We start from the raw sequence: 24,093 nt of genomic DNA on the forward strand, positions 1-24,093 counted from the left end.
GAAAAATAATCCACAATGTTACCAAACTTTATCCACAGGTTGGGGATAAAAGAAGAAATTATTGATTTATTAAGCTTTTTATCGAAAAACATAGTGGATAACCTTGTGAGATAAAAAAATAAAAGAACAGCCTTATTTCAGGCTGTTGATAATTCTACTATATTCTTCTTGATTTGAAAAAGAAATAATGATTTTTCCACTGTCTTTTTTAGATAGTTTAATTTCTACATCTAATCCGAGTAGTTTTCTTAACTGTTTTTCTTCATTTTGTATGAAATGATTCGTTTTTTGCTGTTTCTTTTGTTTTTTCTCTGTCAGAAGAGCTTCTAACTTCCTTACAGAAATATCTTCTTCTATAATCCGTTGAAAGAAATAGTCTTGTTGTTCCTTATTTAACCCAACTAGGGAACGCGCATGGGCTTGTGATAGTTTGCCATTTTCTACTTCTGAGAGAATCTGTTCTGGCAAGGAAAGTAAACGAATGGAGTTGCTGATATATGGACGAGACTTGCCCATTTTATCTGCAATTTCAGCATGGGTGAATCCTTTCTCTACGAGAGATTCATAGGCGCGTGCTTCTTCTATTGGGTTTAAATTTTCTCTCTGTAAATTTTCAATAATGGACTGAACCATCATCTCTTGGTCTGAAATCTGTTTAACAACAGCTGGGATAGACCGTAGACCAGCTAAAAGTGAAGCCCGATAGCGTCTCTCTCCTGCAAGGATTTCATAACCAATAACAGGAGATTGACGAACAATAATCGGTTGAATGACCCCATTTTCTTTGATAGACTGTGCTAGTTCATCTAGTTTTTCTCTATCAAATTCTTTTCGGGGTTGATAGGGATTTTTTTGTATATCTGTGATAGAAATCATTTCAAATTTTTCCATGATTCTACACTAACACATCTTTTCTCTTATGTAAAGCTTTCTTTACATAGATGTCAATTAAGATTCTAAATCACCTGAACTCTTGTCAAGTTTAATAGATGTAGTTTCTTCTTTACCGTTGCGATAGTAAGTGATCTTAATGGTGTCTCCGATAGAATGATTGTAAAGAGCACTTTGTAAGTCTGTTGATGAAGCAATCTCTTTGTCATCTACTTTTGTAATTACATCGTATTTTTCAAGGTGACCATTGGCAGGCATATTACTTTGTATCGAACGAACAACTACACCAGATGTAACATTACTTGGAATATTGAGTCTTCTGATGTCGCTTGTACTCACATTAGATAAATTAACCATCTGGATTCCCAAAGCTGGACGCGTCACTTTTCCGTTTTTTTCTAACTGTTCAATAATATTGATAGCATCATTTGCAGGGATTGCAAAACCAAGACCTTCTACAGATGTTCCTCCATTTGTGGCAATTTTACTTGAGGTAATTCCGATAACCTGTCCTTGGATATTGATCAGTGGGCCACCAGAGTTACCTGGATTAATAGCAGTATCAGTTTGGATGGCTTTTGTAGAAATGGCTTGTCCATCTTCAGATTTTAAAGATACATTTCGATTAAGACTAGATACGATACCTTGAGTGACAGTATTTGCATATTCAGAACCTAACGGACTACCAATGGCAATAGCAGTTTCTCCTACGGTTAACTTGCTAGAATCACCAAACTCAGCTACTGTTGTCACTTTTTCTGAAGAGATTTTGACGACAGCAATATCAGAGAAAGTATCCGCTCCGACAATTTCTCCAGGTACTTTAGTCCCATCTGATAATCGAATATCTACTTTGCTAGCGCCATTTATAACGTGATTGTTGGTGACGATGTAAGCTTCTTTATCATTCTTTTTATAAATAACGCCAGATCCCTCACTAGAGATTTGCTGAGAATCTGTATCAGTCTCATCATTGCCAAATACGCTATTTTGTCTATTTGCTGAATAAGTAATAACGGATACAACGGCATCTTTTACTTTATTAACAGCCTGTGTTGTTGAATTTTCGTTCTTATAGGCAGTTTGTGTAATAGTACTATTGTTGTTAGAGTTGTTTACACTACTTTTTTGAGTTAGTTGAGTTATTGAAAAACTACCCAAGGCTCCACTAAAAAAGCTAATGACGATAACGACTAATAATTGAAACCATTTTTTGTAAAATGTTTTTAGATGTTTCATATTTGCCTCCATATGTTTGAATTACTGAAAGTATAAACTGACTAGCTTAATTATAACTTAAACACAAAAGTTTTACACAAACTGTGGATAACTCTTTTGAAGCTGTGATTTTCTTAATTGAAATCTATTTTTTATTTTGTGAATAAGATGTGAAAAAATAGAGAATATGTTAGAATAGAGTCATGAAAATTAAAGTTGTAACAGTTGGGAAACTGAAAGAAAAGTATTTAAAAGATGGTATCGCAGAGTATTCAAAACGAATTTCTAGATTTGCTAAGTTTGAAATGATTGAGTTATCAGATGAAAAAACACCAGATAAGGCCAGTGAATCAGAAAATCAAAAGATTTTAGAAATAGAAGGTCAGAGAATTTTATCAAAAGTTGCTGACCGTGATTTTGTTATTGCATTAGCTATTGAAGGGAAAATGTTCTCTTCAGAAGAATTTAGTAAGCAGTTAGAAGAAGCTTCTATAAAAGGATTTTCTACTCTTACCTTTATTATTGGGGGAAGTTTAGGATTGTCATCAGCTGTAAAAAATAGAGCCAATCTTTCTGTCAGTTTTGGTCGCCTAACCTTGCCCCATCAGTTAATGAGACTAGTTCTTGTTGAACAAATCTATCGCGCTTTTACGATTCAGCAGGGATCACCCTATCATAAATAAATTGACTTTTAATTGAATTTTTGGTAGAATAATTGTGTTAGGTCTCATAGCTCAGCTGGATAGAGCATTCGCCTTCTAAGCGAACGGTCGCAGGTTCGAATCCTGCTGGGATCAATATAATAGCAAAGCTGGGAATTTTCCCGGCTTTTTTCTTAAAAAAGTACACTTTGGGAGAAAAAAATGACAGTTGAGAGAATTTTATCTAAAACGAAATTCCATTTTGTATAATGGTTTTTGTAAGTTAGCTTACAAGAAAAAACATTTTAGGAGATTTTATTATGAAAAACACAGTTAAATTGGAACAGTTTGTAGCCTTGAAGGAAAAAGACTTGCAAAAGATTAAAGGTGGGGAAATGAGACTTCCAAAAATCCTCCGTGATTTTATTTTCCCAAGAAAAAAGTAATAAAATAAGGGGAAAGAGTAATGAATTTATTTGGATTTGGGACAGTTATTGGTCATTTTTTAATTATTAGTCACAGTTACCGTTTAATTTGTAAAGGTCAAATAAAATCAAAGGAACTATATTTTTTTGGTCTCTATACATTACTAGTAGAAGCAGTACTTGAACTTTCCTTTTATCTTCTATATTTAGATGAAATAGTGATTGAAAGATTTTTATTTCCTTTGGGCCTATATTCCTATTTTCGATGGATTAAACAGTATGAGAGGGATAGAGGACTATTCCTAAGTTTACTACTATCTCTTTTATATGAGAGCACTCATAACTTTCTGTCCGTAACTTTCTCTTCTATAACAGGAGACAATTTTGTTTCACAATATCATGCCCCATTCTTTTTCGTTGTAACGGTGTTGACTTATGTCGTTATCGTAACAATCATTCATTATTTCCATTTGGAACTAAACTATTTTGATAAGGACTACCTTTATCCCTTCTTGAAAAAAGTATTTTTTGCTTTACTACTACTCCATACTGCATCTTTCGTTTCAGATATGGTAAGTACGGTTAAACATTTGAATAGTTTTGGAAGTATTTTATCATCTATTGTCTTTATCTCTCTCCTTTTGACCTTCTTTGCAATGAATTCGCATAAAGAACAAATAGAAAAAGAGATTGCTTTGAAGCAGAAGAAATTTGAACAGAAACATTTACAGAATTATACAGATGAAATTGTCGGTCTATATAATGAAATTCGTGGTTTTCGACATGATTATGCTGGGATGCTTGTCAGTATGCAGATGGCAATTGACAGTGGTGATTTACAGGAAATTGACAGAGTTTACAATGAAGTTTTGGTCAAAGCAAATCACAAACTGCGTTCAGATAAGTATACTTACTTTGATTTGAACAACATAGAAGATTCAGCTTTACGAAGTTTGGTTGCACAGTCCATTGTCTATGCTCGAAATAATGGTGTAGAGTTTACACTGGAAGTAAAAGATATAATTACTAGATTACCAATAGATCTGTTGGATTTAGTTCGTATCATGAGCGTTTTATTGAACAATGCTGTCGAAGGATCGGCTGATAGTTATAAAAAGCAGATGGAAGTAGCAGTTATTAAGATGGAAACTGAAACAGTTATTGTGATTCAGAATTCATGTAAAATGACGATGACTCCTTCAGGAGATCTATTTGCATTAGGATTCTCCACTAAGGGAAGAAATCGCGGAGTCGGCCTAAATAATGTGAAAGAACTACTAGATAAGTACAACAATATTATTTTGGAAACAGAGATGGAAGGTAGTACATTTAGACAAATTATTAGATTTAAGAGGGAATTTGAATGAAAGTTTTAATTTTAGAAGATGTTATTGAACATCAAGTGAGACTAGAAAGAATATTGGATGAAATTTCGAAAGAGTCGAATATTCCAATATCATACAAGACAACAGGAAAAGTCCGTGAATTTGAAGAATACATTGAAAATGATGAAGTAAATCAGCTTTATTTCCTAGATATCGATATTCATGGAATTGAGAAAAAAGGATTTGAAGTGGCTCAGCTCATTCGTCATTACAATCCTTACGCTATTATCGTCTTTATCACTAGTCGATCAGAGTTTGCGACTTTGACCTATAAATACCAGGTATCAGCCCTAGATTTCGTTGATAAGGATATCAATGATGAGTTGTTTAAGAAGAGAATTGAGCAAAATATCTTCTACACGAAGAGTATGTTACTTGAAAATGAAGATGTTGTAGATTATTTTGACTACAATTATAAGGGAAATGATTTAAAAATCCCTTACCATGACATTCTGTATATTGAAACGACAGGAGTATCTCATAAATTGCGCATTATTGGTAAGAATTTTGCAAAAGAGTTCTATGGAACAATGACAGATATTCAGGAAAAGGACAAACATACTCAGCGATTTTATTCTCCTCATAAGTCATTTTTGGTAAATATAGGCAATATCAGAGAGATTGATCGAAAAAACTTAGAAATTGTTTTCTATGAAGACCATCGTTGTCCTATTTCAAGATTAAAAATTAGAAAATTAAAAGATATTTTAGAGAAAAAATCTCAAAAGTGATTGACAATTAGTAAGAAATTGATATAATGGTTATATCTGCTACAGATAGAAGGTCCGTTGGTCAAGGGGTTAAGACACCGCCTTTTCACGGCGGTAACACGGGTTCGAATCCCGTACGGACTATTTTATCCGCCATAGCTCAGTTGGTAGTAGCGCATGACTGTTAATCATGATGTCGTAGGTTCGAGTCCTACTGGCGGAGTATAGATAAAAGGGAACACAACTGTGTTCCTCTTTTTGTATCAATTTGTATCACCAAGCATCTTCATAAGGAAGTCTGTTATTTCTTGAGGACTTTCTTTTTTTCCATGTGCAATCCAAGTTTGACAGACACCAAAAAGTGCGTGAGTTAGATAGATGCTACTATATTCTAATTCAGTGGTATTAAGATTCAGTTGCATAAATCGCTTTTGTAAATCTGTACTGAGCATGATATGAAGTTTATTTCGTAAGAAATTTTGGATTTCTTTAGTCCCGTTTTCAGAAAGAAGGACAGCCAGAAGCGGTTCTGACTCTAGATATTCAAATACTTCTAAAATAGCGTCTCTTTTGTGATGAGCATGTTTTTGAAAAATATATTCAAATGTATGAAATAGCTTGCTTTGATAGTGCTCAATCATATCATATTTATCCTTATAGTGAGTATAGAAGCTGGAACGACTAATTCCGGCTTTTTCTGCTAACTTGACAGTAGAAATTTGATCAAATGGTTGTTCCATCAGTAATTGTACCATAGCATTTTCAATAGTTCGCTTTGTTTTTAAGCGTTTGTTACTTTCTTGCATATTTCCTCCTTGTAAACAAATTAGACTATCTGTCTAAAAATGGATTTTTTATCTTGTAATTTAGATTTTTTAATGTATAATCTATTATATCAAAATTTTAGACAATATGTTTAAAAAAGGAGAAACTATGTTTAAAGAATGGAAAGTAATTTTTAAAAAACCAACCTTTATTATTGTCATGATAGGGATTTCTCTTATTCCAGCTCTGTACAATATCATATTTTTGTCCTCAATGTGGGATCCATATGGGCAATTGTCTGACTTACCTGTGGCAGTTGTCAATAATGATAAAGAGGCTTCCTATAATGGTAATACTATGGCAATAGGAAAAGACATGGTGTCCAATTTAAAAGAAAATAAAGCCTTGGATTTTCATTTCGTGGATGAAGATGAAGGAAAGAAGGGATTGGAAGATAGCGATTACTATATGGTAGTGACTTTACCCAGTGATTTATCTGAAAAAGCAGCTTCTATTTTAACGGATCATCCAGAGCAAATGCAAATCGATTATCAGACTTCAAGTGGTCATAGCTTTATTGCCAGCAAGATGAGTGATTCTGCTATGACACAATTAAAGCAGAGTGTTTCTACCAATGTAACCGAGACCTATACTAAAGCTTTATTTAACAAAATGATTGATTTAAAGGATGGCATGAGTCAAGCAGCTTCTGGTAGTGAAAAATTAACTGATGGAGCGAATCAGTTAGTGACAGGAAGTCAAACATTAACTACTAACCTACACTCTTTAGCCACTTCAAGTTTAACCTTTTCAAATGGAACGGAGCAGTTTACTAAAGGATTATCTGCTTATGTTTCTGGTGTCGAACAACTTCATCTTGGCTTAGGGAATTTTAATAGTGGTTTAGTTACATATACTGGTGCAGTGAGTCAATTAGATAGCGGATTAGGTCAATTATCTTCTAAAAGTCCTGAATTAGTAAGAGGAATCAATCAGTTATATACTGGTGTAGAATCCTATACTGGCGGTGTTTCTCAGCTTAATGCTGGTCTTAATCAATTTTCATCTGGTGTTAGTGCCTATACAAACGGAGTGGGAAATCTTGCAACAGGTGCTAGTCAGTTATCTAATCAATCAGCTACACTTCGAATGGGTATGGAGCAATTAAGTGAAGGGATTCAACAACTTTCTAGTAAGTTAGATGCTTCGTATGGGAAAAAAGATCAAATTAATCAATTATCTTCTGGTTTGAATCAGTTAAATCAAGTTATTCAAAATATTGATGTTGAAGATACAAAACAATTAGATTCTGTTTTATCAAGTATAGCATCTCTTTCTAATCAAATGTTAGTAAGTGCTCAGTCTGAAAAAGCAACTACATTAGCCAATATTCAATCGACAGCAGCTTATCAATCATTGACAAGTGAGCAACAAGCTGAAATAAGTGCTTCTGTATCTCAAAATTCGACTGATAGTATTCAATCGGCTCAGTCAATTGTAGCTTTAGTACAAGGTTTACAGGGAAGTTTAGAAAAATTACAAAATCAATCTTCTAATCTTTCGATTTTAAAAAATCAAGCTAATCAAGTATTACCGCTTGCTTCTACTTCTTTGACAGGATTGTCAAGTGGATTAACAGAGATACAAGGAGCTGTTACGAGCAAATTAGTTCCTGTTAGTCAGTCGATTGCATCAGGGGTAAATGTATATACTACAGGTGTTGATAAAGTTTCTCAAGGTGCAAGTCAACTAAGTGAAAAAAATGCCACCTTGACAGGTAGTTTGGATCAACTAGTTTCAGGCTCAAACACCTTGACACAAAAATCTTCTAGCTTGACAGCAGGAGTTGGTCAATTAGTTGAAAAAACTCCAGAATTAGTGTCTGGTATTGAAAAATTATCAACTGGCTCCAACCAATTGAATCAAAAGAGTCAAGAATTGATAGCAGGAGTTGATAAATTGCAGTCAGGCTCGAACCAATTAGCTGACAAATCCAGTCAGTTAATTTCAGGTGCTTCTCAATTAGAAAGTGGAGCTAATAAATTGGCAGATGGAGCTGGGAAGCTAGCAGAAGGTGGAACAAAGTTAACTTCTGGATTGGAAGGTTTACAGACAGGAGTTGCTTCTTTGAGCCAAGGATTAGGTAATGCTAGTGATCAACTCAAGTCAGCATCAACGGAATCTAAAAATGCAGAGATTTTGTCAAATCCACTCAATCTTTCCAAAACTGACAATGACCAAGTTCCTGTAAATGGAATTGCAATGGCTCCTTATATGATATCAGTTGCTCTCTTTGTTGCAGCAATATCAACGAATATGATCTTTGTGAAGCTGCCTTCAGGACGTCATCCAGAGAGCCGTTGGGCTTGGTTGAAATCTCGAGCTGAAATAAATGGTATTATAGCTGTTTTGGCAGGAATTTTGGTATATGGAGGAGTTCATCTTATTGGTCTAACGGCTAATCATGAGATGAGAACATTTATTCTCATTATCCTAACAAGTTTAGTATTCATGTCCATAGTGACCGCTTTAACAACATGGAATAGCCGTATAGGAGCTTTCTTTTCTCTTATTTTGCTTTTATTACAGTTAGCATCAAGTGCAGGTACTTATCCACTTGCCTTGACAAATGATTTCTTTAGAGCCATTAATCCTTGGTTACCAATGAGTTATTCAGTTTCGGGATTACGACAAACAATCTCTATGACAGGAAATATTCATCATCAAGTCATCTTACTTGTAGTGATACTAGCTCTATTTACTGGTTTAGGTATGCTAGCCTATCAACCTAAGAAAATGGAGGAAGATTAAAAAATCGACCAAGCAACTGGTCGATTTTTTAAGCCTTAGATAATTTTCGTCTGCGATTATAGATTCCAAATAGTAAGAGAGAAGTAAAGGAACAGATTGTTCCAGTAATAAAACCATTGGGAATAAAGGAAAGTGTAATAGTTCCTTTTCCCTTAGGAACGTCAACTTTCATAAAGCCAGTTTGAGCTTGTTTAATTTCTATTTTCTTACCATTTTGGTAGGCAGACCAACCTTTGTCATAAGGAATGGTGAAGAAAATAGATGTATCTTGTTGAACATCATATGTAGCAAAAACCTTGTTTTTAGAAGTTGATACTGTTACAGGCTGTTCTTTAATTTTTTGAATTGCCTCGGTGAAAGTTTTGGTATCTAAACGATAGAAGGTAGGAGATTCAAATGATACTTGTGAATTTCCAGGGAAACTAACATTGATATTGAAAGTCTTTTTCTCTTTTGTATAGCCTAGATTAAAGAAGGAGAATGCATTATCAGTTGTAAAAGTTTTCTTTTTCCTATTGACAAGGATGTCAACCTTTTTTTGTTTGTCATTAGAAAAGTGAAGGTTTGTGAAAGAAAGATAAACTTGGCTGTTTTCTGGAACTTCAATTTGATACTGGATTGATGCATCTTCATTTGAAGAGCTTGTAACACTAATCAAATCATCAGTATATTCAGTTTTTTCATAAGGTATTGGAGAAAAATAATCAAAATTGACGTTAGCAAGTTGATTTAAAAACGAGGCCTGATTATCTAGAGTATGTTCAGTGAAATTGACATCATTGTAAACAGATTGACTAGCAAAGGCAATCGGAAGAGAGAATTGATTTTCATATAGGGTAAGATTATCTTTTTGATATACATCTTGGAAACCATACTTATCAATAGGGTTTTCTGAGATATTATACTGGATGCCAAATAAACTATCAGCCAAAATACTATTATTGGCATAGCGGAGATTGAGATTAGTCCCAGAGGATTTAAACCCAAGTTTATCCAAAGTAGAGCTTGCTGAACGATTTCGAACAGATGAAAATTGAGAGATTCCATTGTAGTTGAATTTCATACTGTCATTTCCTGTCTGAGTCTCTAGTTTCTCAGTACGAGTAAATTGATTTCCAATATATGTTGAGAAAGATTCCATAGCTGGGATCTCTCGATGATATGAACTTCGAGAAGCAAAGCCCCATTCTTTAGCAATTCCGTCCATTTGAGATGAAGCATTTAAACTTATTTCAACTATTATAAATAAAGAGATTAGAATGGCAAATAGATTCACAGATATAAACTTTTTGATAACTGCAAGGAGTAAAAGCGAATAGACAACCAAAAATTCAAGAGTAAGCAGAATATTCAAATCTGTTAAAAAAGAATAATGTGATTTTAGATAGATGGTAGCTAAAAATCCTGTTACTATAAGAAAAAGCGAAACTAAAAAATTCCAGATTTTAAGTTCTTTCAGACGATTTAAGACTTCCGCTGCTGTGTAAATTAACAAGGTAGAGAAAATCCAAGCATAGCGATGTAAAAACATGTTTGGAGTATGCATGCCTTGCCAAAATAAATCAAGAGCTTCAATATAAAAGCTTGCAATTAGAAATGCAAAGAAGATTGCATAGATAAGTTTCACGTGAAACTTAATGGATGTCAGTGTAAAAAATAAAATGGTCAAAATAAAGGGAAGTAGTCCAACAAAAATCATTGGGATAGCCCCATACTTTGTTGTATCAAAGGAACCGATGAATTGCTTAGCAAAGAGATCAAGATACCAGCTACTTTCAGTTTGAAACTTTGTAACTTCAGTCAATTTTTCCCCATGTGTCTGTAAATCAAACAGAGTGGGAAGAGTCATAATCAAACTAGCCATACCAGCTAAAAAGGAGATAACTATGAAATCAAGAAAAGATGATTTTCGAGTTTTAAAGTCCCAAGAAATTTGGCAGAGATACCAGAAAATAAGAAACAATGCTGTCATATAGCCAAAATAATAATTTTGAATAAATAATATTGACAGACTTGTAAAGTACAAAAGGAGTTTCTTTTCAGTTATAAGTAGGTGTAAACCAGTTATAATTAAAGGAATCAAGATAAAAACATCTAGCCAGGTTTTTATCTCTAATTGACTGACAGTGAAACTCATCAGAACATAGGAAGTAGATAAAGCTAGTTTTAAAGGCTTAGGAATCGATTGAAATAATTTATTTAAACTAAAGTAAGTTGACAAACCAATCAATCCAAATTTTAAGAGAGTTGTCAGATAGACAGCATCTGGCATATTCGACAGATTAAAAAAGTAAACTAGAGGTGAAAGGAAACTTCCTAAGTAATAACTAGATAGGGCATAGAAATTTAATCCGAGGCCACTTGTAAAGGTGTAAAACAGACTACCATTTCCATGTAGGATATTTCGTAAAGCTACATCAAAAATAACGTATTGATGAAAACCATCTCCTAATAGAGGAGAGTTGTCGCTATTCCAGTAGATACCTTGAGATAGGTATACTCCTGTCATAATGATTATGGGAATGATGAAGGAAACAAAATAGGTCCAATATGTTTTAAAAAATAATTTCATGTTACCTCATAAAATGTTAGAAAACTCAGCTGGTTAACCCAACTGAGTTTTGAAGTTTTATTTAGTCTTTCCAAAGTTCTTTAACTTTTGCTTGTACTTCTGCATTTTCTAGGAATTCATCATAGGTTTCATCGATACGGTCAATGACGCCATTTTTAGACAAGACAATGATATGGTTAGCTAGAGTTTGAATAAACTCGTGGTCATGGCTGGCAAAGATGATTGATTCTTTAAAGTTTTTCAATCCATCGTTCAAGCTTGAGATAGATTCCAAGTCCAAGTGATTGGTTGGATCATCGAGGACAAGGACATTTGATTTTAAGAGCATAAGTTTTGAAAGCATGACACGAACTTTTTCTCCCCCTGACAAGACGTTGACAGGTTTGTTAACCTCATCACCAGAGAAGAGCATGCGGCCGAGGAAGCCACGTAGGAAAGTATTATCATCTTCTTCTTTACTTGCGAATTGACGCAACCAGTCAAGGATTGACTCTCCTCCTGCAAAATCTGCCGAGTTATCTTTTGGCAAGTAAGAACGGCTAGTAGTTACTCCCCACTTGACAGTTCCTTCATAGTCAATGTCCCCCATGATTGCACGAATTAATGCAGTCGTTTGGATGTCATTTTGTCCAATAAGTGCTGTTTTATCACCTGGACGCAAAATAAAGCTGATATTATCTAAAATAGTCTCACCCTCAATCTTTACAGTTAGATTTTCTACTGTCAAGAGATCATTACCAATCTCACGCTCCGCTTTAAAGTTGATAAATGGATATTTACGACTAGATGGTACAATTTCTTCAAGTTCAATCTTATCAAGCATTTTCTTACGTGATGTTGCTTGTCTTGATTTAGAAGCATTAGCAGAGAAACGAGCAACGAACTCTTGCAATTGTTTAATTTTTTCTTCTGCTTTGGCATTACGGTCTGCTAGCAATTTAGCAGCGAGTTCAGAAGATTCCTTCCAGAAGTCATAGTTTCCGACATAGAGTTTGATTTTTCCGAAGTCAAGGTCGGCCATGTGAGTACATACTTTGTTTAAGAAGTGACGGTCGTGGGATACTACGATAACTGTGTTATCAAAGTCAATCAAGAAGTCTTCTAACCAAGTAATCGATTGGATATCCAAACCGTTGGTAGGCTCGTCCAAAAGAAGAACATCAGGTTTACCAAAAAGTGCTTTGGCAAGGAGAACCTTTACTTTCTCACCGTTGGCCAATTCGCTCATGTTTTGGTAGTGTAATTCTTCTGGGATATTTAGGTTTTGAAGGAGTTGAGAGGCTTCACTCTCTGCTTCCCAACCTCCAAGTTCGGCAAACTCTCCTTCGAGTTCGGCAGCACGAACCCCGTCCTCGTCTGAGAAATCTTCCTTCATGTAGATGGCATCTTTCTCTTTCATGATGCTATAAAGTTTTTCATTTCCCATGATAACAACATCAATGGCACGTTCATCTTCATAGTCAAAGTGATTTTGACGGAGAACAGAGAGACGTTCATCTGGACCAAGAGAGATGTGACCAGTAGTAGGTTCGATATCTCCAGCTAAAATTTTTAAAAAGGTTGATTTTCCGGCACCATTAGCACCGATTAATCCATAAGTATTTCCTTCTGTAAATTTGATATTGACATCATCAAAAAGTTTGCGATCACTAAAACGTAGTGAAACATCAGATACTGTAAGCAATGTTTTTCTCCTATATGTGTAATATATTTATTCTACTAGAAAATACGGAAATATTCAAATTTTTATCTGTCAATTTTGTGTAAATTATATTTACATTATACTTTACACAAATCCGTGAATAGTAAGGTTGATTTATTTTGATAAATTGCGGTTATTTCATTAAAAAAATGCTATAATTGAAGGGACTATATCGAAGGAGAACAAAATGACTAAACCCATTATTTTAACAGGAGACCGTCCAACAGGAAAATTGCATATTGGACATTATGTTGGAAGTCTCAAAAATCGAGTATTATTACAGGAAGAGGATAAGTATGATATGTTTGTGTTCTTGGCTGACCAACAAGCCTTGACAGATCATGCCAAAGATCCTCAAACCATTGTAGAGTCTATCGGAAATGTGGCTTTGGATTACCTTGCAGTTGGATTGGATCCAAGTAAGTCAACTATCTTTATTCAAAGCCAAATTCCAGAATTAGCTGAGTTGTCTATGTATTATATGAATTTAGTTTCATTAGCACGTTTGGAGCGTAATCCAACTGTCAAGACAGAAATTGCTCAGAAAGGCTTTGGAGAAAGTATTCCGACAGGCTTCTTAGTCTATCCAATCGCTCAAGCAGCTGACATCACAGCTTTCAAGGCTAATTATGTTCCTGTTGGGACAGATCAGAAACCAATGATTGAGCAAACTCGTGAAATTGTTCGTTCTTTTAACAATGCATATAAATGTGATGTCTTGATAGAGCCGGAAGGTATTTATCCAGAAAATGAGAGAGCAGGGCGTTTGCCTGGTTTAGATGGAAATGCTAAAATGTCTAAATCACTCAATAATGGTATTTATTTAGCTGATGATGCGGATACTTTGCGTAAAAAAGTGATGAGTATGTATACAGATCCAGATCATATTCGAGTGGAAGATCCAGGTAAGATTGAGGGAAATATGGTTTTCCATTATCTAGATGTTTTTGGTCGCCCAGAAGATGCTCAAGAAATTGCTGACATGAAAGAACATTATCAACGAGGTGGTCTTGGTGATGTGAAGACCAAGCGTTATCTACTTGAAATATTAGAACGTGAACTTGGTCCTATTCGTGAGCGCCGTATCGAATTTGCTAAGGATATGGGAGAAGTTTATAATATGCTTCAAAAAGGTAGTGAAAGAGCGCGTGAAGTTGCAGGTCAAACCCTATCTGAGGTTAAAGGAGCAATGGGACTTCATTACTTTAACTAAGTTTATTTTACAAGAAACTATCATTTCTATCTCGAAGAAAAGATAGTTTTTTATTTACCCCTGTAACATTTGACAAATTTTTATAGAATGGTATGATAGATACAATATAAAAAGAGTCAAGCTCAAAAATAAAGAAAAGAGGAAACTTCGAATGTCTAATTGGGACACTAAATTTTTGAAAAAAGGTTTTACCTTTGATGATGTATTGCTTATTCCAGCTGAAAGTCATGTGTTGCCTAACGATGCAGATTTAACAACTAAATTGGCAGATAATTTGACTTTAAATATCCCAATTATTACCGCTGCCATGGACACAGTTACAGAGAGTCAAATGGCCATTGCTATTGCTCGTGCAGGTGGTCTCGGAGTTATCCATAAAAACATGTCAATTGCTCAACAAGCAGACGAGGTTCGTAAGGTAAAACGTTCTGAAAATGGAGTTATTATTGATCCCTTCTTCTTGACGCCTGAACATACAATTGCTGAAGCAGATGAGCTTATGGGACGTTACCGCATCAGTGGTGTTCCAGTTGTTGAAACACTTGAAAATCGTAAATTGGTTGGTATTTTGACAAACCGAGATCTTCGTTTTATTTCAGATTATAACCAACCAATTTCAAACCATATGACTAGTGAAAATCTTGTGACTGCTCCTGTGGGTACAGATCTTGCAATAGCTGAGAGCATTCTTCAAGAACACCGTATTGAAAAGCTTCCGTTGGTAGATGAAGAAGGTCGTCTTTCTGGTTTGATTACTATCAAAGATATTGAAAAAGTTATTGAGTTTCCAAATGCTGCTAAAGATGAGTTTGGTCGTCTACTAGTTGCAGGTGCAGTAGGTGTTACTTCAGATACATTTGAACGTGCAGAGGCTCTTTTTGAAGCAGGAGCGGATGCGATTGTTATTGATACTGCACATGGTCATTCTGCAGGTGTCTTGCGTAAAATTGCTGAGATTCGTGCTCACTTCCCAGATCGTACTTTGATTGCTGGAAATATTGCAACTGCTGAAGGTGCACGTGCCCTTTACGAAGCAGGTGTAGATGTTGTCAAGGTTGGGATTGGACCAGGTTCTATCTGTACTACTCGTGTGATTGCTGGTGTTGGTGTTCCGCAAGTAACAGCGATCTACGATGCTGCAGCTGTTGCGCGTGAATATGGAAAAACGATTATTGCTGACGGTGGAATCAAGTATTCTGGAGATATTGTAAAAGCCCTTGCTGCAGGTGGAAATGCAGTTATGCTTGGATCAATGTTTGCTGGAACTGATGAAGCTCCAGGCGAAACTGAAATCTTCCAAGGACGTAAGTTTAAGACTTACCGTGGTATGGGATCAATTGCTGCTATGAAGAAAGGTTCAAGCGATCGTTACTTCCAAGGTTCTGTCAATGAAGCAAACAAACTTGTTCCAGAAGGAATTGAAGGTCGTGTTGCTTATAAAGGTGCTGCAGCTGATATTGTCTTCCAAATGATTGGTGGTATTCGCTCTGGTATGGGTTACTGTGGTGCAGCTAACCTTAAAGAACTACACGATAATGCTCAATTTATTGAAATGTCTGGTGCTGGTTTGAAAGAAAGCCATCCTCATGATGTACAAATTACTAATGAGGCACCAAATTATTCTATGTAAAAAAACAATGAAAAGAACTCCCGTGGAAACAGGAGTTCTTTTACAATGTTGTCAATTTTAATTTACAAAAACTTTACCATCCTGAATAGTGAAGATACTTATATTTTCTGGTAGATTTTGAAGATGGTCTAAGCTTGTTGTTGTGATAAAGGTTTGGATTGAATGAGAAATCGTTTCCAATAATTTTAGTTGTCTAGTGTTGTCAAGTTCGCTCATAACATCGTCAAGCAGTAATATTGGAGATTCTGTAGTAATGCTTTCCATTAATTCGATTTCTGCTAATTTTATAGAAAGGACGAGACTACGATGTTGACCTTGACTTCCGAAACTAGCATCCATCCCATTTATATAAAAAGAAATGTCATCTCGATGAGGACCGACACCAGTATTCTTTTTAAATAAATCTCTGAATCTACTTTTTTCTAAAGCAATTTTGAAAGATTCGGATAAGTTTTGTTTGTCAGTTATATTGACAGAAGATTGATAGGATATTGACAACTCTTCAATCTGATTAGAAAGTTCAAAATGTTTCTTACGACCAAAATGCTCTAGTTTTTTTATGAAATCTAAGCGGTGATTCATCACACGACATCCATAATCAACTAACTGATCATCCAACACTGAAAGGAAGGTTTCATCTATTTTTTGAGCTGATTTTAGATAAGTGTTTCTTTGTTTTAGGATGTGGTTATAATTGGTTAAGTCTGATAGATAGATGGGCTTGATTTGTCCAAGTTCCATATCAATGAATTTTCGTCGAACCGAAGGTGCTCCTTTAATAAGTTGTAAATCTTCAGGAGCAAATAAGACAACATTCATGTGTCCGACATAATCTGAAAGTCGTGCCTGTTTTAAGTGATTAACTTTTGTTACACGGCCTTTTTGTGTTAGTTCAATTTCGAGAGGAATGGATCCCGTTTTTTTATGAATAAGACCTGAAAGATGAAGTTGTTCCTCATCAAAATGAATGAGATTTTTATCGGTTCGAGTTCGATGACTACGTGTTAAGGCTAAAAAATAGATAGCCTCTAACATATTTGTTTTACCTTGTGCATTACGTCCTAAAAAGACATTTAATTTAGGATTAAAGTCTATTTTCGTCTCTTTGTAGTTACGAAAAGTCTTGAGAGATAGGTGTTGTAGCCACATGATTATCTACCAGGGAATCGCGGAGCTTGTTTGCTTTTGGGTGATGAAGTAGGTTTTGATTTGTCTTTTTTTACTCCTTTATTCATCTCCTTAACAAGTTTAGCGATTCGTTCTTTTTCAACTTTATCAGCTTGGTATTCATCTTGTTCTTCAGAAGTAGGTTGTGTCAACAAGATGTCAATATTCATGTCAGGGATGTCAACTTTATCACCAATACGAAGTTTTTTACCACGACGACTCTCTAATTCCCCATTAAAGTAAACAGAATGTTCAGAGAGAAAGGATTTGATAGCTCCTCCGCTATGTGTAATTCCAAGTTCTTTGAGTAGTGCTTGGAGGGTAATAAATTCTTCAAATAATTTGTATTCCATAATTCACCTCAATCTTTGGTATTATACCATATTTTCCTAAAAATAGTGAGAGAAATAGGGAAAAATGTAAGCGATTTTTATTTCAAAAGTGTTACAGAGAACAAGAAAATTTCAGGTTTTCGTGATATAATAGAAGTCTGTATATAAGGAGGTAAATCATGGAGTTAGTGCATGGAATTTCAACACATTTTATCCAATCAAAAAAGTTTAAAACGAACAAAATCGCCGTGCGTTTTACCGCTCCATTATCCCTTGATACGATTGCAGGTCACATGTTGAGTGCAAGTATGCTAGAGACTGCTAATCAGATGTACCCCACTTCTCAAGATTTGAGGAGACACTTGGCCAGTCTATACGGTACAGATATGTCAACCAATTGTTTCAGAAGAGGGCAAAGCCACATTATAGAATTGACATTTACCTATGTTCGTGATGAGTTTTTAAGTAGGAAAAACGTGCTAACTTCTCAGATTTTGGAACTTGTAAAAGAAACTCTTTTTTCACCCGTAGTAGTTGATAATGGGTTTGATCCGGCCTTATTTGAAATTGAGAAAAAACAATTGCTAGCAAGTTTAGCAGCTGATATGGATGATTCTTTTTATTTTGCACATAAAGAATTGGATAAATTGTTTTTTCATGATGAACGTCTTCAATTGGAATATAGTGATTTACGAAATCGTATTTTAGCTGAAACTCCACAAAGTTCTTACTCTTGTTTCCAAGAATTTTTAGCCAATGATCGAATAGATTTCTTTTTCCTAGGTGATTTTAATGAGGTTGAAATTCAAAATGTATTAGAATCATTTGGCTTTAAAGGTCGAAAAGGAGATGTGAAGGTCCAGTATTGTCAACCTTATTCCAATATCCTTCAGGAAGGTATGGTTCGGAAAAATGTGGGACAATCCATTTTGGAATTAGGTTATTATTGCCCTTCTGAATATGGTGATGAGCAACATTTAACCATGATTGTAATGAATGGTTTACTTGGTGGATTTGCTCACTCTAAGCTCTTTACAAATGTCCGTGAAAATGCTGGATTAGCTTATACCATTTTAAGTCAACTCGATTTGTTTAGTGGATTCTTGAGAATGTATGCTGGTATCAATCGAGAAAATAGGAACCAGGCTCGTAAAATGATGAATAATCAACTGCTTGATTTAAAAAAAGGTTATTTTACAGAGCTTGAGTTAGAGCAGACCAAGGAAATGATTCGTCGGTCTTTGTTGCTTTCTCAAGATAATCAAGGTTCATTGATTGAACGTGCTTATCAAAATGCCTTACTTGGAAAATCTTCAGCAGACTTTAAAGGTTGGATTGCAAAACTCGAGCAAGTTGACAAAGATGCTATTTGTAGAGCAGCTAATAATGTGAAACTACAAGCGATTTACTTTATGGAAGGAATAGAATGACAAAGGTTGTTTTTGAAGAAAAATACTATCCAGCTGTAAAAGAAATGATTTATCGAACTCGTTTGTCAAATGGATTAACAGTTGTTCTTTTGCCTAAAAAGGAATTTAAAGAGGTTTACGGGAGTGTCACTGTACAGTTTGGTTCGGTAGATACGCTTATCACAGAAGTTGACGGAGATGTAAAAGAATATCCTGCGGGAATTGCTCATTTTCTTGAACATAAATTATTTGAGAGAGAAGATTCTAGCGATTTGATGTCAGTATTTACGAGTCTAGGTGCGGATAGCAATGCCTTTACAAGCTTTACAAAAACAAACTATCTTTTTTCATCGACGGATTATCTCTTAGAGAATTTAGATTTACTTGATGAATTGGTAACATCAGCACACTTTACTGAAGCTTCCATTTTGAGAGAGCAGGATATTATCCAGCAAGAACGAGAAATATATCAAGATAATCCAGATTCGTGTTTATTCTTTTCAACTCTAGCGAATTTGTATCCTGGTACACCTTTAGCGACGGATATAGTTGGAAGTGAGGAATCCATTTCCAAAATCAATCTAACTAATTTGCAAGAAAATTTTGCAAGATTTTACAAACCTGTAAACATGTCTCTGTTTTTAGTTGGTGATTTTGATGTAGAGAAAGTACAGGACTATTTTGAAAGAAAAAAACTGAAAGATTTAGATGTTCAGGAACTAGCAAGAGAAAAATTTGTTTTACAGCCTGTAAAGCAAACAGACAGTATGAGAATGGAAGTATCTTCTCCCAAACTAGCGATTGGGATTAGAGGTAAGCGAGAAGTTGCTGAGGCGGATTGCTATCGACATCATATTTTATTAAAATTATTGTTTTCAATGATGTTTGGTTGGACTTCGGATCGTTTTCAAAAATGTTATGAATCAGGTAAAATAGATGCTTCTCTATCTCTTGAAATTGAAGTAACAAGTCGCTTTCATTTTGTCATGTTGACAATGGATACAAAAGAGCCAGTTGCTTTATCTCATCAATTTAGGAAGGCCATTCGTAATTTTACAAAGGATTTAGATATTACAGAGGATCATTTAGATATTATCAAAAGAGAGATGTTTGGAGAATTTTTCAGTAGCATGAACTCTCTTGAATTTATTGCAACGCAATATGATGCTTTTGAACATGGTGAGACAATTTTTGATTTACCGAAAATTTTACAGGAAATTACTTTAGAGGATGTCCTTGAAGCAGGACATCACTTAATAGATGATGGTGACATAGTTGATTTTACAATATTCCCATCGTAGTAACCTATCATAATAGACACTAGAAAGAAGGGATGACAAGTATGAGGAAAAAAACAATTGGTGAGGTTTTACGATTAGCTAGAATCAATCAGGGATTGAGTTTAGATGAATTGCAGAAAAAGACAGAAATCCAGTTAGATATGTTGGAAGCAATGGAAGCAGACGATTTCGATCAACTTCCAAGTCCTTTTTACACGCGTTCTTTCTTGAGAAAATATGCATGGGCTGTTGAGTTAGATGATCAAATTGTTTTGGATGCTTATGATTCTGGGAGTATGATTACTTATGAGGAAGTAGATGTTGATGAAGATGAGTTGACAGGTCGTAGACGTTCAAGTAAGAAAAAGAAGAAAAAAACATCCTTTTTACCTTTATTTTATTTTATCCTTTTCGCCTTATCGATTTTAATTTTTGTGACCTATTATGTTTGGAACTATATTCAAACTCAACCAGAGGGGCCTTCTTTTTCTAATTACAGTGTGGTTCAATCAACAAGTTCAATAAGTTCAACTAGCTCTGTTCCCCACTCCTCAAGTAGTAGTTCATCTAGCAGTTCTTCTAGTGTAGAATCAGCTATAAGTGTATCAGGCGAAGGAAATCATGTAGACATCGCTTATAAGACAAGTAAGGAAACAGTTAAATTGCAATTGGCAGTTTCAGATGTTACAAGTTGGGTCAGCATTTCAGAAAGCGAACTTGAGGGCGGTGTAACCCTATCGCCAGAGAAGAAAAGTGCAGAAGCAACAGTTGCAACAAAAAATCCTGTAACAATTACGTTAGGTGTTGTAAAAGGTGTTACTTTGACAGTAGATAATCAGACTGTTGATTTATCGAAGTTAACAGCGCAGACTGGACAAATCACTGTAACCTTTACTAAAAATTAAGGAAAAACGAATGAAAAAAGAACAAATTCCCAATCTCTTAACAATAGGTCGAATTCTCTTTATACCTATTTTTATCTTTATTTTAACAGTAGGAAATTCGATAGAGAGTCATATAGTGGCAGCTATTATCTTTGCTGTTGCCAGTATTACCGACTATTTAGATGGATATTTAGCACGTAAATGGAATGTGGTCAGTAATTTTGGTAAATTTGCAGATCCTATGGCGGATAAGTTACTAGTTATATCGGCTTTTATTATGCTGATTGAGTTAGGTATGGCTCCAGCTTGGATTGTTGCAGTAATTATCTGTCGTGAGTTGGCTGTGACAGGTTTAAGGCTTTTATTGGTTGAAACTGGTGGAACAGTTTTAGCAGCGGCAATGCCTGGAAAAATTAAAACTTTCAGTCAGATGTTTGCCATTATTTTCTTGCTATTACATTGGACTTTGCTTGGTCAAGTTCTACTTTATGTAGCCTTGTTTTTCACTATCTACTCTGGCTATGATTATTTCAAGGGTAGTGCCTATGTATTTAAAGGGACATTTGGTTCGAAATGAAATCAATAATTGATGTAAAAAATCTTTCTTTTCGTTATAAGGAAAGTCAAGAATACTATGATGTGAAGGATATTACGTTTCACGTGAAACGTGGAGAATGGCTTTCGATTGTAGGGCATAATGGTAGTGGTAAATCAACGACGGTTCGCTTAATTGATGGCTTACTGGAAGCAGAATCCGGAGAGATTGTAATTGATGGCCAACGGCTGACTGAGGAAAATGTTTGGAATATACGTCGTCAAATCGGTATGGTTTTTCAAAATCCAGACAATCAATTTGTTGGAGCGACTGTTGAGGATGATGTTGCCTTTGGTTTGGAAAATCAGGGCCTTTCTCGTCAAGAAATGAAAAAGAGAGTGGAGGAAGCTCTGACTTTAGTTGGCATGTTGGACTTTAAAAAGAGAGAGCCGGCGCGTCTATCAGGTGGACAAAAGCAACGTGTGGCCATTGCAGGTGTTGTAGCCCTAAGACCAGCTATTTTAATCTTAGATGAAGCAACAAGTATGTTGGATCCTGAGGGTCGTAGAGAACTGATTGAGACAGTAAAAGGAATTCGGAAAGACTATGATATGACGGTCATTTCCATTACACATGATTTGGAAGAAGTTGCCATGAGTGACCGCGTATTGGTCATGAAAAAAGGGGAAATTGAATCAACTAGTAGCCCAAGAGAACTTTTCTCACGAAATGATTTAGATCAAATTGGATTAGACGATCCTTTTGCCAATCAAGTAAAACATTCTTTGAGTCAGAATGGCTATGATTTGCCTGAAAATTATTTGACAGAAAGTGAGCTAGAGGATAAACTATGGGAATTGCTCTAGAAAATGTGAGTTTTACATATCAAGAAGGTACTCCCTTAGCTTCAGCAGCTTTGTCGGATGTTTCTTTGACGATTGAGGATGGTTCTTATACGGCCTTAATTGGACATACAGGTAGTGGCAAATCAACTATTTTACAACTATTAAATGGTTTATTGGTTCCAAGTCAAGGGAGTGTGCGAGTTTTTGATACCTTAATCACCTCGACTTCTAAAAATAAAGATATTCGTCAAATTAGAAAACAGGTTGGCTTGGTATTTCAGTTTGCTGAAAATCAGATTTTTGAAGAAACGGTTTTGAAAGACGTTGCTTTTGGACCGCAAAATTTTGGAGTTTCTGAAGAAGATGCGGAGAAGATTGCGCGTGAGAAACTGGCTCTGGTTGGAATTGATGAATCACTTTTAAATCGTAGCCCGTTTGAGCTGTCAGGGGGACAAATGAGACGTGTGGCCATTGCAGGCATACTTGCCATGGAGCCAGCTGTATTAGTCTTAGATGAACCCACAGCAGGCCTGGATCCTCTGGGTAGAAAAGAGTTGATGAATTTGTTCAAAAAACTCCACCAGTCAGGGATGACCATTGTCTTGGTAACGCATTTGATGGATGATGTTGCTGAATATGCGAATCAAGTCTATGTGATGGAAAAGGGACGTCTAGTTAAGGGTGGTAAGCCAAGTGATGTCTTTCAAGATGTTGTCTTTATGGAAGAAGTGCAGTTGGGAGTACCTAAAATTACGGCCTTTTGTAAACGATTGGCTGATAGAGGCGTGTCATTTAAACGATTACCGATTAAGATAGAGGAGTTCAAGGAGTCGCTAAATGGATAGTATGATTTTGGGGCGTTATATCCCAGGGGATTCGATTGTTCACCGATTGGATCCACGTAGCAAATTGCTTGCTATGATGTTACTGATTTTAATCGTTTTCTGGGCTAATACTCCCTTGACGAATTTAATTCTTTTTATAGCGACAGGGATATTTATTGCCTTGTCAGGAGTATCTCTTTCATTTTTTATTCAGGGCTTGAAGTCTATGTTTTTCTTGATTGCCTTCACAACTATTTTTCAACTATTTTTCATTTCTAATGGGAATGTTTTATTTGAGTTTTCGTTTGTGAGAATCACGGATTATGCTTTGCAACAAGCTGGAATTATTTTTTGTCGCTTTGTATTGATTATTTTCTTTTCAACTTTGTTAACCTTAACGACCATGCCCTTAAGTTTGGCCTCAGCTGTCGAAGCTTTGTTAGCGCCTTTAAAGCGTGTGAAAGTTCCAGTTCATGAAATTGGATTGATGCTGTCCATGAGCCTACGTTTTGTCCCAACCTTGATGGATGATACGACGCGGATTATGAATGCACAGAAAGCGCGTGGAGTGGATTTTGGTGAAGGAAGCATTGTTCAAAAGGTGAAGGCTATGATTCCAATTTTGATTCCTCTTTTTGCAACAAGTTTAAAACGTGCAGATTCTTTAGCTATCGCTATGGAAGCGCGTGGTTATCAGGGTGGAAAAGGCAGAAGTCAATACCGACAATTGGAATGGACTCGAAAGGATACGCTGACTATTCTTGTTATTCTCGTACTTGGTTGTTGCTTATTTTTCTTAAAATCTTAGTAGCTTTTAGGAATTGATAAAAAGTTACTGTAACAGTTTTTGATAT

The 24,093-nt window shown here is 35.5% G+C and carries 21 protein-coding genes and 3 tRNA genes; 17 read left to right on the forward strand and 7 right to left on the reverse strand.

The window, feature by feature from the left end; translation table 11 throughout:
• Positions 1 to 132 precede the first annotated feature (132 nt).
• Positions 133 to 891, reverse strand: coding sequence for a ParB/RepB/Spo0J family partition protein (locus tag HT701_RS04725; protein ID WP_000410378.1), 759 nt, complete (start codon positions 889 to 891; stop codon positions 133 to 135).
• Between the two features lie 57 nt (positions 892 to 948).
• On the reverse strand, positions 949 to 2,130 hold the full coding sequence (locus HT701_RS04730; protein WP_000681604.1) for a S1C family serine protease: 1,182 nt from the start codon (positions 2,128 to 2,130) through the stop codon (positions 949 to 951).
• 182 nt (positions 2,131 to 2,312) lie between these two features.
• On the opposite strand from HT701_RS04730, the gene rlmH reads away from it, so the two are divergent.
• The 7 genes from rlmH to HT701_RS04765 all read left to right on the forward strand — a co-directional run bounded on the left by rlmH (position 2,313) and on the right by HT701_RS04765 (position 5,493).
• A complete protein-coding gene (rlmH, locus tag HT701_RS04735) occupies positions 2,313 to 2,792 on the forward strand; it encodes a 23S rRNA (pseudouridine(1915)-N(3))-methyltransferase RlmH (protein ID WP_000695932.1) in 480 nt (159 codons plus the stop codon).
• A 40-nt stretch (positions 2,793 to 2,832) separates the two neighbouring features.
• Positions 2,833 to 2,906: transfer RNA gene (locus HT701_RS04740), tRNA-Arg, on the forward strand.
• 164 nt (positions 2,907 to 3,070) lie between these two features.
• The gene (comC, locus tag HT701_RS04745; protein ID WP_000799687.1) at positions 3,071 to 3,196 is read left to right on the forward strand and encodes a competence-stimulating peptide ComC; all 126 of its coding nucleotides are present in this window, start codon (positions 3,071 to 3,073) and stop codon (positions 3,194 to 3,196) included.
• A 20-nt stretch (positions 3,197 to 3,216) separates the two neighbouring features.
• Entirely contained in the window at positions 3,217 to 4,542 is a 1,326-nt protein-coding gene (gene comD / locus HT701_RS04750; protein WP_172931267.1) for a competence system sensor histidine kinase ComD, read from the forward strand.
• Positions 4,539 to 5,291 (forward strand): competence system response regulator transcription factor ComE, encoded by a 753-nt coding sequence (comE, locus tag HT701_RS04755; RefSeq protein ID WP_000866062.1) that lies wholly within the window; start codon positions 4,539 to 4,541, stop codon positions 5,289 to 5,291. The genes comD and comE overlap by 4 nt, the downstream gene beginning before the upstream one ends.
• 51 nt (positions 5,292 to 5,342) lie before the next feature.
• Positions 5,343 to 5,414, forward strand: a tRNA-Glu gene (locus tag HT701_RS04760).
• 5 nt (positions 5,415 to 5,419) lie between these two features.
• Positions 5,420 to 5,493 (forward strand) — tRNA-Asn (locus tag HT701_RS04765).
• 40 nt (positions 5,494 to 5,533) lie between these two features.
• Here the strand turns inward: HT701_RS04765 and HT701_RS04770 are convergent.
• Positions 5,534 to 6,076, reverse strand: a complete 543-nt coding sequence (locus HT701_RS04770) for a TetR-like C-terminal domain-containing protein (RefSeq protein ID WP_023940611.1) — start codon at positions 6,074 to 6,076, stop codon at positions 5,534 to 5,536.
• A 127-nt stretch (positions 6,077 to 6,203) separates the two neighbouring features.
• Between HT701_RS04770 and HT701_RS04775 the strand changes: the two genes are divergently transcribed.
• A complete protein-coding gene (locus HT701_RS04775; protein ID WP_172931268.1) occupies positions 6,204 to 8,846 on the forward strand; it encodes a YhgE/Pip domain-containing protein in 2,643 nt (880 codons plus the stop codon).
• Between the two features lie 28 nt (positions 8,847 to 8,874).
• Here the strand turns inward: HT701_RS04775 and HT701_RS04780 are convergent, their stop codons facing one another.
• Positions 8,875 to 11,418 (reverse strand): YfhO family protein, encoded by a 2,544-nt coding sequence (locus tag HT701_RS04780; protein WP_172923004.1) that lies wholly within the window; start codon positions 11,416 to 11,418, stop codon positions 8,875 to 8,877.
• A gap of 61 nt (positions 11,419 to 11,479) precedes the next feature.
• Positions 11,480 to 13,102, reverse strand: a complete 1,623-nt coding sequence (locus tag HT701_RS04785; RefSeq protein ID WP_119919415.1) for an ATP-binding cassette domain-containing protein — start codon at positions 13,100 to 13,102, stop codon at positions 11,480 to 11,482.
• 205 nt (positions 13,103 to 13,307) lie between these two features.
• On the opposite strand from HT701_RS04785, the gene trpS reads away from it, so the two are divergent.
• Both trpS and guaB read left to right on the forward strand, forming a co-directional pair.
• Positions 13,308 to 14,333, forward strand: coding sequence for a tryptophan--tRNA ligase (gene trpS, locus HT701_RS04790; protein ID WP_057488307.1), 1,026 nt, complete (start codon positions 13,308 to 13,310; stop codon positions 14,331 to 14,333).
• A gap of 151 nt (positions 14,334 to 14,484) precedes the next feature.
• The gene (guaB, locus tag HT701_RS04795; RefSeq protein WP_000073402.1) at positions 14,485 to 15,963 is read left to right on the forward strand and encodes an IMP dehydrogenase; all 1,479 of its coding nucleotides are present in this window, start codon (positions 14,485 to 14,487) and stop codon (positions 15,961 to 15,963) included.
• 57 nt (positions 15,964 to 16,020) lie between these two features.
• Here the strand turns inward: guaB and recF are convergent, their stop codons facing one another.
• Together recF and yaaA are read right to left on the reverse strand one after the other, a co-directional pair.
• On the reverse strand, positions 16,021 to 17,112 hold the full coding sequence (recF, locus tag HT701_RS04800) for a DNA replication/repair protein RecF (protein ID WP_172931269.1): 1,092 nt from the start codon (positions 17,110 to 17,112) through the stop codon (positions 16,021 to 16,023).
• Between the two features lie 2 nt (positions 17,113 to 17,114).
• Positions 17,115 to 17,483 carry a S4 domain-containing protein YaaA gene (yaaA, locus tag HT701_RS04805; protein ID WP_000455897.1) on the reverse strand — a complete coding sequence of 123 codons (369 nt, stop codon included), beginning with the start codon at positions 17,481 to 17,483 and terminating at the stop codon, positions 17,115 to 17,117.
• Between the two features lie 158 nt (positions 17,484 to 17,641).
• On the opposite strand from yaaA, the gene HT701_RS04810 reads away from it, so the two are divergent.
• From HT701_RS04810 to HT701_RS04840, 7 genes are read left to right on the forward strand one after another with little or no spacing between them, the layout of a single operon-like run.
• The gene (locus HT701_RS04810) at positions 17,642 to 18,892 is read left to right on the forward strand and encodes a pitrilysin family protein (protein ID WP_119919417.1); all 1,251 of its coding nucleotides are present in this window, start codon (positions 17,642 to 17,644) and stop codon (positions 18,890 to 18,892) included.
• Positions 18,889 to 20,172, forward strand: coding sequence for a pitrilysin family protein (locus HT701_RS04815; protein WP_050136447.1), 1,284 nt, complete (start codon positions 18,889 to 18,891; stop codon positions 20,170 to 20,172). Before HT701_RS04810 ends, HT701_RS04815 begins: the two co-directional genes overlap by 4 nt.
• Positions 20,173 to 20,213: 41 nt before the next feature.
• Entirely contained in the window at positions 20,214 to 21,056 is an 843-nt protein-coding gene (gene rodZ / locus HT701_RS04820) for a cytoskeleton protein RodZ (protein WP_050136445.1), read from the forward strand.
• A gap of 10 nt (positions 21,057 to 21,066) precedes the next feature.
• Positions 21,067 to 21,612: a CDP-diacylglycerol--glycerol-3-phosphate 3-phosphatidyltransferase gene (pgsA, locus tag HT701_RS04825; RefSeq protein WP_050136443.1), complete on the forward strand. Its 546-nt coding sequence runs from the start codon at positions 21,067 to 21,069 to the stop codon at positions 21,610 to 21,612.
• Positions 21,609 to 22,436: an energy-coupling factor ABC transporter ATP-binding protein gene (locus HT701_RS04830; protein ID WP_050136440.1), complete on the forward strand. Its 828-nt coding sequence runs from the start codon at positions 21,609 to 21,611 to the stop codon at positions 22,434 to 22,436. The genes pgsA and HT701_RS04830 overlap by 4 nt, the downstream gene beginning before the upstream one ends.
• Positions 22,421 to 23,260: an energy-coupling factor transporter ATPase gene (locus tag HT701_RS04835; RefSeq protein ID WP_023940630.1), complete on the forward strand. Its 840-nt coding sequence runs from the start codon at positions 22,421 to 22,423 to the stop codon at positions 23,258 to 23,260. Before HT701_RS04830 ends, HT701_RS04835 begins: the two co-directional genes overlap by 16 nt.
• Positions 23,253 to 24,047, forward strand: coding sequence for an energy-coupling factor transporter transmembrane protein EcfT (locus HT701_RS04840; RefSeq protein WP_023940631.1), 795 nt, complete (start codon positions 23,253 to 23,255; stop codon positions 24,045 to 24,047). The genes HT701_RS04835 and HT701_RS04840 overlap by 8 nt, the downstream gene beginning before the upstream one ends.
• Positions 24,048 to 24,093: the final 46 nt, after the last annotated feature.

The sequence above is a fragment of the Streptococcus sp. 10824 genome, assembly GCF_013276595.1.
Taxonomy (GTDB): domain Bacteria; phylum Bacillota; class Bacilli; order Lactobacillales; family Streptococcaceae; genus Streptococcus; species Streptococcus pseudopneumoniae.